The 13,807-nt window shown below is 41.3% G+C and carries 9 protein-coding genes; all 9 read left to right on the forward strand.

Annotated features, from left to right (window positions below; genetic code table 11):
- Positions 1-209 precede the first annotated feature (209 nt).
- Genes C6G87_RS04320 through C6G87_RS04355 form a run of 9 tightly spaced genes read left to right on the forward strand, consistent with a single transcriptional unit; the run spans position 210 to position 13,702 of the window.
- Positions 210-917 carry a vWA domain-containing protein gene (locus C6G87_RS04320; RefSeq protein WP_104752318.1) on the forward strand — a complete coding sequence of 236 codons (708 nt, stop codon included), beginning with the start codon at positions 210-212 and terminating at the stop codon, positions 915-917.
- Complete coding sequence (locus C6G87_RS04325; RefSeq protein WP_104752308.1) at positions 907-1,260, forward strand: hypothetical protein; 354 nt, start codon at positions 907-909, stop codon at positions 1,258-1,260. Before C6G87_RS04320 ends, C6G87_RS04325 begins: the two co-directional genes overlap by 11 nt.
- Entirely contained in the window at positions 1,257-1,934 is a 678-nt protein-coding gene (locus C6G87_RS04330; RefSeq protein WP_104752309.1) for a PP2C family serine/threonine-protein phosphatase, read from the forward strand. Before C6G87_RS04325 ends, C6G87_RS04330 begins: the two co-directional genes overlap by 4 nt.
- 8 nt (positions 1,935-1,942) lie before the next feature.
- The gene (locus tag C6G87_RS04335; protein ID WP_104752310.1) at positions 1,943-3,307 is read left to right on the forward strand and encodes a protein kinase domain-containing protein; all 1,365 of its coding nucleotides are present in this window, start codon (positions 1,943-1,945) and stop codon (positions 3,305-3,307) included.
- Positions 3,301-6,468 (forward strand): AAA domain-containing protein, encoded by a 3,168-nt coding sequence (locus tag C6G87_RS04340; protein WP_104752311.1) that lies wholly within the window; start codon positions 3,301-3,303, stop codon positions 6,466-6,468. Before C6G87_RS04335 ends, C6G87_RS04340 begins: the two co-directional genes overlap by 7 nt.
- The gene (locus C6G87_RS04345; RefSeq protein ID WP_104752312.1) at positions 6,440-8,230 is read left to right on the forward strand and encodes a hypothetical protein; all 1,791 of its coding nucleotides are present in this window, start codon (positions 6,440-6,442) and stop codon (positions 8,228-8,230) included. Before C6G87_RS04340 ends, C6G87_RS04345 begins: the two co-directional genes overlap by 29 nt.
- The gene (locus tag C6G87_RS08820) at positions 8,227-9,834 is read left to right on the forward strand and encodes a coiled-coil domain-containing protein (RefSeq protein WP_233709004.1); all 1,608 of its coding nucleotides are present in this window, start codon (positions 8,227-8,229) and stop codon (positions 9,832-9,834) included. Before C6G87_RS04345 ends, C6G87_RS08820 begins: the two co-directional genes overlap by 4 nt.
- Positions 9,831-10,607 (forward strand): restriction endonuclease, encoded by a 777-nt coding sequence (locus C6G87_RS04350; RefSeq protein WP_233709005.1) that lies wholly within the window; start codon positions 9,831-9,833, stop codon positions 10,605-10,607. The genes C6G87_RS08820 and C6G87_RS04350 overlap by 4 nt, the downstream gene beginning before the upstream one ends.
- A 2-nt stretch (positions 10,608-10,609) precedes the next feature.
- Positions 10,610-13,702, forward strand: coding sequence for a hypothetical protein (locus C6G87_RS04355; RefSeq protein WP_104752313.1), 3,093 nt, complete (start codon positions 10,610-10,612; stop codon positions 13,700-13,702).
- The last annotated feature ends 105 nt before the right edge of the window (positions 13,703-13,807 follow it).

Genomic DNA, 13,807 nt, shown 5'->3' on the forward strand with positions numbered 1-13,807 from the left:
TAACATGTTTTGTGTGTCTCTATTTTGCCCGTTCGCAGAGCAAGATTCTCAAGATTCTTAAAGATATGCTCGTTCCCACAAGCGGTGCAGTTTAAGATAATTTTTATATAAAAACTGCCAGAATTTCGGATATGTTGTGCCTAGATAGGGCTCAAGGCGATGCGCATCAAGAATTGAAAGTGGCGATTGATTTTTGTAAAGGGGGTCTTTTGGCAATCGACATTTCTAACTACACAATCGAAGAACGTTTTATCCCTATTTTTTTGCTTTTAGATACCAGTGCCTCTATGAACACTCTCATGCCGGGGGGTCAAACGCGTCTTGAATGCTTAGATGTGTGCGTGCGACTTATGATCGATTTACTCAAAGAACAAGCTAGACTGGAAAATTTTTCCAAGTTGGCAATCATCACCTTTGGGCTTAATGGCGTGGCGTTGTATACATCCTTAAGCAAGATAGAAACTATTCACTTCAAGCCTTTATCTGCGGGGGGGGGTAACACTCCCTTAGGTGGCGCTTTAAGATTAGCAAGAGATCTAATTCACGACAAAACGACTTTTCTAGAGAAGTTCTACACCCCCTACACGATCTTAGTGTCTGATGGAGAACCCAATGACGCGTGGGAAGAACCTTTGCATGATTTTATCCACAATAAAGAGAATAGAAGCTCTAAGAGTGTCCGCTATAGTGTTTTTATCGGGGAAAGGGGCAAAGAACCCCAGGCGATTAAAGATTTTAGCGGTGAAAATATTTTTTACGCTGATAATGTAGATTCTCTCATCCAATGCTTTAAAGCCATTACCACAGCTGTAACTCAAAAAGTTTCTCCAACTTTTGCCAAAAATCCCCCTCTTCAAAATACAAATGCGCATAACGATATTTTAGACGATCTAGATAGACAGATTGATGAACTTTAAAAACCCCAGTATTTATCTAATCCTAGATGATTCGGGTTCTATGCAAGAGTGGGGAAAGATGCAAGCAAGTCTCTATCTAGCGCGCACTCTCAAGCAATCCTGTGATCTCTTAGGCTGTACTTGTGAAATTCTCAGACTTAAGGATGCTTCTAGCTTAACTCCTAGTATTCTCATTAGCGATGGATTATTTGAAAAACCTAATTTTAAGGTGTGTGCTTGTCTTGCTGTGGGCGTAGATGCAAACAAAGAACATTTAGTCCAAATAAGTCGGGCATGTTATGAGCCAGAACATGCCTTAAATGCGCTGCATCATGTCTTATTGGAAGCTGGTTTGTTGGCATGAGGGCACGGGGGTTTAGAGCTTGGGTAGCCACACAAAAGGGTTTGCACAAAGATCAAAATCAAGATGCCTATAAAATCGCGCGCTATAAAGGGCAACTGATTGCAGTGGTGTGCGATGGGTTAGGGAGTAGAAAACATTCTGCAGAGGGGAGTAGAAAGCTTTGCTTGTCTGTTTGTGAAACCTTAAAAGTATTTGATTTTAAGCACCATGATCTGCATTTTTTTGCACCTATTTTAGCCTCTATTTGGGAATGCCAAATTTTTCCTAAGCTACCAGAAGAGTGTTTGAGCACTTTGCAAATGGCTATTATCACAGACTCTAAAATCTATGTGGGCAAAGTGGGTGATGGGATGTTGGCAATTTTGGGGAAACAGGAGGAGATTTTAGAAGAGAATAAAGAAGGTACGCTTGCAAACCACACCACGCCTTTTACAAGGGATGTTACTATCTATTGGCGTGTTTTAGAAACTAGAGATGTGTGCGGACTTTTGCTATGCACCGATGGAATTAGCGAGGATTTGCAACCTGCAAGGCGTTTAGATTTTGTCAAAGACTTTTTAAAAGAGTGTAGGCGGAGCAAAGACCCTTATAAAGAGGCGCAAATTTGGCTTCAAAAATGGCCTTCTTTAGGCTATAGCGATGATAAAACCTTGATAGCTATTTTGAAAGAGTAAGGGGTTATATGCGCGTATTGGATACGTTGAGGAATCAACATGTATTGGACAAAGTGTTGAGTGAGGGAGGGCAGGGAAAAGTCTATCAAACCCTAGATAAAGATGTCTTGGTTAAAGTCGCAGGCAAAAATGGTCAAGAACTCACGCAAGAAGAAGATATAAAAGCTTTTTGCCAAATTGTGCAAAATTTAATACGAATGCCCATTCCTAGAGATATTCCTGTGGTGCTCCCTCTAGCCTTGCTCCAAGATAGAGCGGGCTATGTGATGCCATCTTTAACTTCTTTAAAGTCTTTAGGCGCGATCTTAAAAGAGGGGAGCGCGATTATCGGCACTAAGTTAAAAAATATCCATCCCTTTTGGGCTAAATTTTTTCAAGAGAGAATGGATTTACAAACTCTTTTCACTTACTACATCCAAACCGGGGGCGCGCGCTTGAGGCTAAAACTCTTAGCAAGATTGGCAGCCGTTTTATTTAGATTGCATGCTCACGGATTAATTTATGGCGATCTTTCAAAAGGCAATGTGTTATTTGAGGATCAAAATAAAGAACATCCTAGCGTGTATCTCATTGATGCGGATAATATATCTTATGTGCAAAAAGAAGCTATGGGCACCTATCCCTACCAACCTCCAGAGTTTTTTAGAGGGCAGACCAATAGCATGGAGAGTGATATTTACACCTTTGGCATCGTGGCTTATTGGTTACTGACAACTAACCATCCCTTCTTAGATGGGGTGCAAGCTACTGAGAGCGATTGGCAACAATGCGCTTGGGTAGAAGATCGCACAGATACTAGTAATATTAAAACGCCTCTTTTGAAGTTAAGCTATATATTGTCCCAAGAGAGGGAAGAGCTTTTTCATCTCTTGTTTGAAAAGGGTAAAGACAATCCTAAAAGCCGTCCAAGTTTGGCACTTTTTGCGCAAGCTTTGGAATTGAGCGCGCTCTCTTGCTTAGAGTGTGCGCGCTGTGGTATGCACTACAAAGAGGAGCTAGAAATCTGCCCTTACTGCGATGCGCCCAAACCCAAAAGACTATGCGCGACCAGCTATTTTTTTCATCAAGAACAACATGGACGTGTTTATGCCAAGTTTACGCTGTGTCTCACAGAAGAGTGCTTTAGTGTTCATTTACCCACTTGCTTATTTAAAGGTGTGAATGTCTTAGACATGCAGGCAGATTTTTTAGAAGTCAGACCCGATCTCTTAATCTTCAAAGAAAAGGAAGGGGTTTTTGTCAACCAAAGAAAATTGAGCGCAAACAAGAAACGCCTAAATGATGCAGACTTGCAAAGGGGCGTAGAAATTCTATGCCAACAAAGGCATTGGGGTTTTTGCGTCCATGTGCAACTTAAGGAGCAAACATGCTAGACCTCATGCGTGTAAGAACAGACACTCTTTTAGAAAATGTGAGGGCGAGGAATACAAGCCAACAGCTTTTACAAGCTGGTAAAGATAATTTAGGATTTTTGGAGTTTAAAGGACAACGCATATCCCTTTTTGCGCAGGGCAAGGTGATTAGCTTAGAATTGATCCAGGAGAGTCAGGCTAGGGAGATCAATAGTCTATGTGTGCGCCGTCCTTTAGCCCTTGTAAGGATTGTCCACATTCATGGCAACCAGCCACAAACTCTGATCTTAGAGATCATTTTCTTTAACAATCCTCTAAAACGACATCCTGAAACCACTGCCATTAATTTTAATGAGGAAAAAGTCTTAAATGAGCTCAATAGGCATTACAAAAGCACAAATGATGATCAATGTCTTCAAAAATTCCACGAGGAGTGCCATTTTTCTATCAATGGCGAGCCCTACTTTTTGATCCACACCAGAGGGGTAATGACAAACACAGAAGAGATAGAGACTTTTAGCTTGCACTCCAATGTTTTTACTTTGGGTGTTAAAACCTCTTCTAAGAGAGATCAGAAGTTTTTAGAGGCATATAGATTGCAAACTCGAGGGAATTTTTCTAGCAATGGATTTATTCTAGTGCAGGGCGCGCTTAAATTTACGCTACAGAGCACCAACCCCATCAGCAAAGAGCTAGTAAAGACTTATCAAAACAATGCCCATAGCTATTTGAATATCTATAAAACTCACCTTTATTTGGAATACAAAAGAATGCTCACAAGAGCGCAACGCTTTGGGGCGCGCCAAGTTAAAAAGATAGAGCACACACCAGCGGGTTATAAATTTTACTTTTCCATCCCTAAAGAGACCTTGACAGAAGACGACAGCTTGTGTCTGTATATACAAAAAGAGGAAGAGGAGCCGGATATTGAGTCTTTGAAAAGATTAAACCTAGAGGATCGCGATGCGGTTTTGGACTTTGTAAAGCGCAAACCTAAAGAAAAAGAAATCATTTTAGAAATCATAAAAGTAGAGGACGAATGGGTGGAAGTAGAGACCCAAAGAGACCTTGAAAACAAAGAACTATGGGTGTGGCTGAATTACTATGGTGAGAAGACCCATCTTGATCGTAAGCAAAGAGCCTTAGAAATGGCTTTGAATGGTAGCAGTGCAAACCCTAATCTCTTTTTGATTTTAGATATTAAAGATGAAAATGAAGAAGATGAGGATAGAGAAAAACTTTTAGGAGTTTTGCAAAGTGTCGGCTCTCATAAAATGCGTGCGCTCACCCCTAAAACAACACACAAGGTTTTTAAAAGTAAGCCTCCCACGCCCAACCAAGAGGAGGCGATAGGGATCGCGCTCAACACGCCAGACATTGCCATTATACAAGGTCCCCCGGGCACGGGCAAGACCACCTTAATCAACGCCATTTGTGAACGCCTATATGAAGAATACGATCCTGAGTACATGAAGAGTGTTTTGGTTTGTGCGCATGGGCATGATGCGACCACCAATGTGTGCAATCGTTTAGAGATAGGGGGGCTACCCACGCCCAAATTTGGCAATAAAAAGGGCGAGGATAGCGCTCCTATTGAAAAAGAGTTTTTGGAATGGAGTCAAACACTTGCCAAAGAAGCCAAAAAGGAGATTTTAGACTTTAGTCAAAAAGAGAAAATCTTAGAGATAGAAAACGCTTTAGAAAGCTATAGAAGATCTCCCATCGACCCCCTATCTCTGCTAGATTTCATTGAGGGGCGCATTTGGCATTTGGATAAGTCCTTGCGCTCACAATTAGAAATTCTAAAAGAAAAACTCACCCCCAAACCCGCAGTTTTAGATCAACGCTCTAGCATTTACGCTTTGCGCACAACACCCAAGAGTTTTGAAGATGACGGCATGGCGCGTAATCAAGATTTGCTTTATAGTGCCTACAAAGACGCGTTAAGTGAGAGTCAAAAAGAGTTGTTGCAAGAGAGAGAACCCAATCTCCAAGAGATCAAAGCCCTTCAAGAACACTTATTGGCATGTTTCACCCCCGCCCCCCACTTTTCTAAAGCAAAGCGCAATCAAGATTTAGAGGATTTTGTAGAACAAGTCTTAGACTCTCTGAAAAGTCGTACAACTCTGGATCGCACCAGTCGAATTTTGATCGAATATATCCAACGCCTAGAAAACAATCCGGATATGGATTTTTTCAAGGATTATAGCTTTGTGAGCGCGAGCACCACAGGGCAATCTGATCAGGTGATCAAGTATAAGAAAGCCTCCTGTTTTGACACGGTGATCATTGATGAGGCGGCTAAAATATCCCCTTTAGACCTCTTGATCGTGATGGTTTTAGCCAAAAAGCGCATTATCTTAGTGGGCGATCACCGCCAATTACCCCATGAAAAAGATGAGGAGATCACCCAAGAGATTCTTAGAAATGAAGATGTCTCTGTGAGGGGACGCATTGAAGAGATGATCTCAGAGAGCATGTTTAGTCTGCTTAAAAAGAGAGCTATCTTTCTTGAAAAGATTGATGGAAAAAAGCGTCAAATCACTTTGAGCAACCAATATAGAACCCATCCTATTTTGGGAAAATTTGTCAGCGATACCTTTTATGAGCAACATGGAGAGGGTTTTCAATCCCCCTTAGACGCTACGCACTTTGCACACCATTTAGGTTTTTTGGAAAACAAGCCCTGCGTGTGGATGGACATCAAAATTACAGAAGGTATCGAAAAAAGGAGCAAGACCTCCCTTTACAGAGAGGCAGAAGTGGATTGTATTATGAAACTTTTAATCCAATGCAAAGAGGAGAATCCAAATTTGAGTTTTGGGGTTATCACATTCTATAGAGCCCAAAAAGATAGGCTTGAGGAGAGGCTAAAAACTTTGTTGCCCCAAGAACAAATGCCTAGAATTGGCACGGTGGATTCCTTTCAGGGTATGGAATTTGACATTGTGTTTTTATCTGCCGTGCGCACTTCAGCGGGGCGTTCTTTTGGATTTTTAAAATGTGTGAATCGCCTTTGTGTGAGCATGAGCAGGCAGAAAAAAGCCCTCATTGTAGTGGGCGAATTAGACTTTTATAAAAGCCCCAAGGCACAGGAGGAAGTGCCCGGGCTTTACAACTTCATTCAACTGTGTGAAAAGGAGGGCAAGATTTTTGGAAATTTTGAGCCTAAAAGAGATTGAAGCGGAGTGCACCTCTATTTTGATGCCATGTTATTGCTACAAGGTTTTGCTCTACCATAAAAGTGATGAGCACTCTTTAAACCACATAGAACGCACCGCTTTAAGATTGATAGAAAATGATTCGAGCTTTAAAAACCCTCAAAAACTAGCCAAAGCTTTGGGTTTTCCCCCAAAATTAGAAGATCTGTTTTACAAGGTGTCAGAAAAAATTTTTGATTGCAATAAGATTAACGATGCTAAGGAGAGCATACCTATGCTGGGCTACTTTTTCCAAGACGCTTTGAGCGGTGCTCTGATCGATTATGTGAGTTTGCAAGAACCAAGAACTCAAGTAGGTACAACCAAAGAGGGCGCGCTTCCAAAAGTCTTTTTCAAGCGCAATCAAATCCAGCAGAGGTGGGCTTATCACCTTGATGAGCCAATAAAAAAACTTAATAAGCCCACTTTAAGAGAGTTTACAAAGGCTCTCAACACCTATAATAAAAATTACCCCTCTGAGAGTTTGTCTGTAGAGTCTATGGAGATCAAAGACAAACCCACTTTACTCTATCTGCACTGCCAGCTTTTAGTGCTCTTTGAGGGGCGTTTTAAGCTAAGTGATGGATTTGGGGGCTTTTCTCCTATCTTGCTTGCCAGCTTTGAGAAACATACCAATGAGGAACTCAAAATGCGTATTTTGGAGGACAGAAAAGTGGAGGGGGCAAAAGTAGCACAGAGCATCAAATCCCCCTTTAAGTTTCCAACTCCCTATGATGACAAGATCAAGATGATCGAGGAAAAATTTGCCAAACACAAGAGCAAACAAATTACAGATGAGGTTTTTAAAGGCGTGTGTGGCGATTTGTTTGATCTGTGCGAGCGCGTGCTCAATGACACATCCCAAAACACCAAGCGCGCTATCAAAGAGGAGCAACTAAAAAGCTATGCTGAGGATATGGGATTTAAGAGTTTTGTAGAAATTCCCATTTTAGAGCTCAAGCACTTATTGCAAAATAGAGATGAGAGACTAACTAAAATAGCCCAACTACACCCCCATTTTCTCAACACTCTAAAGGCGTTATACCCCTTTAGAAACCTATTTAAACACCACAGCCCGCGCAAGCACAAGGAACTCGAATCTATAGAAATAGCAACCATCCACAGGTGGCAAAAAGAGATTTATGCCCTTGTAGAAGTGTTTTTAGACAATTTACAACAGGGGGCAGAACAAAATATTCAAAGCGAAACAAATTACAGACAAAACGCTATCTTGGATGCAAAAACAAGATTTGATTATCTCTTTGATAACTTGGATCATTGGGATCGCGAATTGATCATTGAGATTCATTTTCACCTCAATTATGTGGATGAGGACAATCACGCAAACCAAATTAAGGAGGTGGTGATTTGCAATCTTTATCAACTCTTTGAAGGAGTTTTCAAGCAGATCAACGTCTCTAACAAATTAAAACCTCAATCTAAAGATGCGCTTTTGACCTCTTTGCGCAATCGTCTAGGCGCACCTTTGAAGGGCGTGCGCGAATCTTACCTAGAAAGTGCCTTTGCTAAGGGAGTTGCTAGTTTGGGAGCGCATTTTTTAGTCTTTTTAAGCTTTAGGGAAGCCTGCAGTGATGAAATACGCTTGGTAGAGAAACTCATCGCTTTAAGAGGGCATGGCAATGGAGTGAACATAGAATTGGGGATTCTAAGTTGCGCGCAACTTAAGATATTGACGGAGAACGCTTTTATTTATCTTAAAAAACTTTTAAAGGAAGAAGTATGACAGGGAAAGAACTCAAGGGCAAACTCCAAGAAGCCCTTAATGCGGTCGCGGAGCGTGAAGACAAGATCGAAGAGGTGAAAAAGGAATTACACCAAAAAACGAATGCGCTCCAGCAAGAACAAAAAGAGTTGCAAAACAAGATGAAGGTATTTGAAGCGGACAAACAAGCCTTTATCAAAAGCCGTCAAGATTTTGAAGCATTTACAAAGGACATGGAGATTTACGCACAGACCAAGCGTAACGAAATTGAGGCAGCGCTACGGGAACACCAAAAAGAGCAAGAGCTAGGCATCTTACAACAAGTGGGAAAGGATATAGAGCGACGCGAACAACAGAACGCACAGAACTTTAAAGCCTTATGTGATCATCTGCAGCAAGCAACAGCTAATCTGCAAAAAGAGTTGGTGCAACAACTTGAAAATCAAAACGCTACCCATGTAGAGCACCTGCAAAACACTTACCAAACCCAGTGGCGCGATCTGCAACAGGCTTACAACGATCAATGCGCGTTGATCCAACAAGAACAAAACGCCTTTAGGGATTTTGTCCAGCAACAAAGAGACGCGTTTATAGAAATTTTGCAAAAAGAGTTATCTTTACAAGAAAAAGAGATTTTCTTAGATACGAGGGAAAAGAACTTAGAGGCAAAAGAAGGAGCTATTGATAGGCTTGAAACCAAGAAGCTTGAAGATGTGAGAAAAGAACTCGAGCACATGGGGTCCAGGTTAGCACATAAGGACAATAAATTAGAAGAGTTGCTTGAAAAAATTGGAGAGTTAGATGAGCAAAACCTCGAACTTAAAAGCACCAATCGAGAACTAGAAAAACAGGTTGATACCTACCAACAACAAGAACCCTATCAAGAGCTTGAGATTCTCGAGCACAAGTATAGAACTTTAGAAACGGAGTTTGAGCAGATGGATGAGGAAAGACAGACATGGAAAGAACAATACCACGAGATCAAAGAGCACTTTGATAGACTCACCAAGCAAGAGACAGAGAAAAGCCAAGAAATCATGACTAAAATCCATGAACTCCATCATCTTGAAGAAGTAGAAAGTACCAATAGATTATTAGAATCCAAGCTTGAAAGCTTACAAAGTGCTTTGGAAATCAAAGAGGAAGAAAACCAACGCCTGCGTTCCATTTATGAGGGCGGAAAAGAATTTGAAGCGCGTAAAAGTGATGTTTTTCGGCAAATCGAATCTTCTAGTCCCCAAAAATTGGGCGCACCTTTGGACATCACAGACGAGATGGAATACCTAAGCCATGTGCAACAAAAAATCCAAGATTTTGGAATCAACTACCCCACGCGTCTACTTTATGCTTTTCATACGGCTTTAAAATCAGCGATCTATGCGCCTTTAAGCGTGCTCTCCGGTGTCTCTGGCACGGGCAAATCCGAGTTGCCTAAACTTTATGCCCATTTTGGCGGGTTTAATTTTCTTGCTCAGGCTGTTCAACCCACTTGGGATAGCCCCGAATCAATGATGGGTTACTTCAATATGATTGAAAATAAATTTGACTCCACAGAGATTTTACGCTTTTTCGTCCAAACGGCACATAGTCGAAAAAACAGGACTTTGGATTACAAGAGAGCATGAACCTCATCTTATTAGACGAGATGAATCTTGCACATATCGAACTCTACTTTGCAGAGTTTTTGAGCAAATTGGAGCAAAAACGCAGCGATAAAGAGGGGGTTTTTGTCCATGTCAAACTAGGCACGGGCATGTCATGGCAGGTTTTACTAGGTGATAACTTGCTTTGGGTGGGCACAATGAACGAAGATGAGAGCACAAAAGCGCTTTCTGATAAAGTCCTCGATCGCGCCTTCTGCCTCAATTTCCCTAGACCTGCCAAACTTCATAGCCGTAAAACAGGGTTTAGTATTAGTCGACAAGATTTTAAATACCTCCCACGATCCACTTGGCAGACATGGCTAAGAGATGAGCAAATCCCCGCACAAGCTTTAGAAAATTATAAAGAGCTTGTCGAACAAATCAATGGGCTTTTAGAAAAAACAGGGCGCGCGATCGGGCATCGTGTGTGGCAGGGTATGGAGTTCTATATGAAAAACCACCCTCTAGTATTTACCCATAAAGAGGATTCAACCCTCTTAGATCAGGCTCTACGTTTTGCTTTTGAAGAACAAGTTGTACAAAAAATTGTCCCTAAATTGCGCGGCATGGAAATTGAGGGTGATACCCATCAAGTGCTAGTGGATATTCAAAAACTCTTGAGCGAGAAAAATATACAGCTAGAGGAGGATCTCCGACACGCGACTAACAACCCTTATCGACAATTTATTTTTAATAGTGCGCACTATTTGGATAATCCTGAGTGGCAAACCCTCTTTCATAAAACCCAAAAATAGCCATGCTCTTAGAGGAACTCTACCTCCCTGAAAACAAGCCGCATTTGGAGGTTTTAAGCTGGCTGAGGCAGAATAGCGGTTTTGATAAAAAGATAGGCAGATTCGAGCAGCCCGATTTGTTTTCTTTCTTGGAAAATATACGCGGCTTTGATTATGCACAATCTATTTACTGCGATGATTTTTATTATCTCTTGGAATATACCAGCGAGGCGTTAGAGTGCTTAATACGCAATCCTAACACGAATATTAGGCGCGCCCATGCTAAAATACCCCTCGCTCAAGCCAAGGAATTTGATGCGCAATGTGTATTTTGGCTAGGAAAGAAACCCGGACGCGCACTTAAAGATAGACTCCCCGATGGTAAGATGCTCTGCGTCAAAAGAGTTTATGATCCCAACACCATAGAAAATAGACTGCTCAAACGCTTTATCAAACAGGTTTTGCGCATCGCTCAAATACGAGAGACTCGTTTAGGTGATCTCTGCAGTTTTCAAACGCTTTTGCTCAAAATGCGTCATTGGCTTAAAAGCGAAGTGGCGCAAAATATCCACGAAAACCAGCCTGTTATGCCTAATAACTTGCTTTTACACCACCATCATTACAGCAAAATTTTCAAAGCTTATCAAAAAATCCACAGACCCTTAGAATACCCTAGACTCACCCTTAAACAGGTGTTGCGCTTTGAGATGCTCATGCAATTGCATTTTTTTAGCCAAATCCCCATTTTGCCCGCTCCTTTGTCTATAGAGCATTTTTGTATCTGCCAATATGAGGTGTTGCGCGATTTATATTGGGTATCTACACCTTGCTTTAGACAAACACGACAAATGGCTAAAATGATGCTAAGGACGCATTTGCAGGAGAAGCGGGTATTCACCCCCTCCAAAACCCAAGATGTGTTTATAGACCTCTTTCAAGATCACCCGTGTGCGCTTTTAGATGGCAAGCTTGAGCAATTACCTCTATTACATAAGCAAAGAGTGAAAGGGCAACTTATTAACGCCAATAACGCGAGAGTACTACATGTAGGCGGATGTTTTAGTCTGCCTAGAGCCCTCAAAGAGTTGGATACTCCTATACTGGGCGCGTTTTTGCACGACTTTAAGGAACGGTTTTACTTTTCTGACATGCATTATTTGGTGGAAGATTGGGTAGATGACTTTGAGTTTAAAAACATGAAAAGTTTGATTGCCTCTTATTTTCATCAAAGTAAGAGTCTCCCAAAAAGCATTGCTTGCGCCTTATCGTATTTGAAGCATCCAAACATCAAAATAGGCGACACGCTTGTAGTGTTTTATGAAGAAGGCGTTGCGGGGGGCAGATGTTGGCTGACACCCCTTGTTGTAGAGCACGCGCCTAAAGATCAGCAAGGTATCAAGGGCATGATTTTGGTGCGCTACCCCACACACCTTATAGACAGCAAGGACAGAGAGACTAAAAATGTCTCTGCTCTTAAGGCGAGCTACCAAAAATACCCCCAACTTTTTAAAAATCGTTCTTTTGTTGTAAATCACCCCAATGCCCAAGATTTACTTATAAGCATGTGCGAGGTTTTTACACTCATTGAACAGGGCAACAAGCCCTATAAGGATCACCTACCCAATCTCTCTTTAGAATATTTTGATGGGACTTATTTTAAATCTTTTGTATTGGTCGATGAAAAAAGCCTCTTTCAGGGCAACAAAACTTGCATTGCAGAAAAATTTATTCTCAAAGCCAAAGAGACTTCTCATTATTTTAATATCAGTGTTGCGGGCAAGCCCAGCCGTTACCAACTCCATTTAGAAACTCTGCCGCATGTGAGCGATATTGTCTGTCGTGTAGAATTGGAATACTGCTATGAACATGAGAATGTCTACACTATCCATTTTCTGCCCACCAACCCCGATTATCCTAGATCGTATATCCCGAGCATTATTGAGCAAAAGCCCTTTGATCCTAGTGTTTACCCCAACTTCCCGGATTTACAACCGCTCCAAAAAAAGTTGATAGATGAAGTCTTGCAGTTGGATAATTACGAGCACCTTCGGGTCCCTAAAAATGTAAAAATTGGGAGTTACTATAACCGACAAACCGGCTCTTATAGTGCCCATGTAGATTTAGAAAGGTTAGATGCAACAAATCCTCCCACTGCGCGTTGGTTTTATGGCGATATTAAAGAAGGAAAGGTTATTCCCAAAGACTATTGCAATGAGGAGATGTTGAAACCCGGCACTCTTTTAAGGGCTAAACTTAGAATCGATGAGAGGAGGAGTCAGGCTAGCGTTATAAGAATCTATAGCCAAGAGGACTTTTACAATAGATTTGCCTCTTTTTTGGCTACCATTTTTGCCCAAAGACGACCCCTAGATACAAGTGTTTCAGAGGAATTTAAAGCAATGTTAGAGGAATGGATAGAATTCATTGAGGAAGAATTTACCGAAGAAGAAGAGGCGTTTTTCCAAAAACAATACTTAAAAATCATCGCGCCATTAGGACATCTTTTAAGCCATAAACAAAGAGAGTTTTTTAACCCTTATTTTAAAAGGCATTTTCTATGCAGTGCTTGCAGAACAAGAGATCTGAGATATTTAGGCTTTTATCTTGCTAGCACCCACTCTAAGCCATTGATGGAGCATGTCCTTAAATTAGAAGAAAAGCATGCCCTCTTTGCATTGCAGGTTGCGCTATGGCACACTAAAGAGGCTTATGAGTTGCTAGAAAAACAGGATTGTAAGACACTCTTAAATAAAATCGAAAATAACATGCAGACTAATTTTAAGGCTCTTAAATCTCTAAGGGATAACCCTAGCAGGCTTGAAAAGTTAAATAACATTGTCAATACAACCCTTACGCTCTTGGGTGTTTTAAGAGCCATTAGGTTACGCGACTACGATTTGCTTAAACCCAGTGCTTCGCAAACAAAAAATTTAATCGCTCTCTTGGATGAGGTCGCGCGCTACTGCTTGGCTGAAAATTTAAAGCCCAATTGTGAAAGAAAGCTTGATTTAAAAAGTTTGGGCATAGAGCTTCAAAAATCCGAAATTGCGATCTTTTATGTCGCGCATTTGTTTTTAAGTAATGACAAAAAGATCGCCCACTTAACCATTAGTTAAAGGAGAAGTAGAAAATGGTGCCACCATGTGCACCATGCAAGAGCTGTGTGCAGTCATTAGGTAATTTGCCTAGAAACTCCAAATACCAGCATCAGAAATATCAGC

This window comes from Helicobacter baculiformis, assembly GCF_900197685.1.
GTDB lineage: Bacteria > Campylobacterota > Campylobacteria > Campylobacterales > Helicobacteraceae > Helicobacter > Helicobacter baculiformis.

Excerpts from the sequence above, each read along its gene's own strand:
- C6G87_RS04325 (WP_104752308.1), top strand. The coding sequence starts at position 907 with ATGAACTTTAAAAACCCCAGTATTTATCTAATCCTAGATGATTCGGGT.
- C6G87_RS04330 (WP_104752309.1), top strand. The coding sequence starts at position 1,257 with ATGAGGGCACGGGGGTTTAGAGCTTGGGTAGCCACACAAAAGGGTTTG.
- C6G87_RS04335 (WP_104752310.1), top strand. The coding sequence starts at position 1,943 with ATGCGCGTATTGGATACGTTGAGGAATCAACATGTATTGGACAAAGTG.
- C6G87_RS04340 (WP_104752311.1), top strand. The coding sequence starts at position 3,301 with ATGCTAGACCTCATGCGTGTAAGAACAGACACTCTTTTAGAAAATGTG.
- C6G87_RS08820 (WP_233709004.1), top strand. The coding sequence starts at position 8,227 with ATGACAGGGAAAGAACTCAAGGGCAAACTCCAAGAAGCCCTTAATGCG.
- C6G87_RS04350 (WP_233709005.1), top strand. The coding sequence starts at position 9,831 with ATGAACCTCATCTTATTAGACGAGATGAATCTTGCACATATCGAACTC.
- C6G87_RS04355 (WP_104752313.1), top strand. The coding sequence starts at position 10,610 with ATGCTCTTAGAGGAACTCTACCTCCCTGAAAACAAGCCGCATTTGGAG.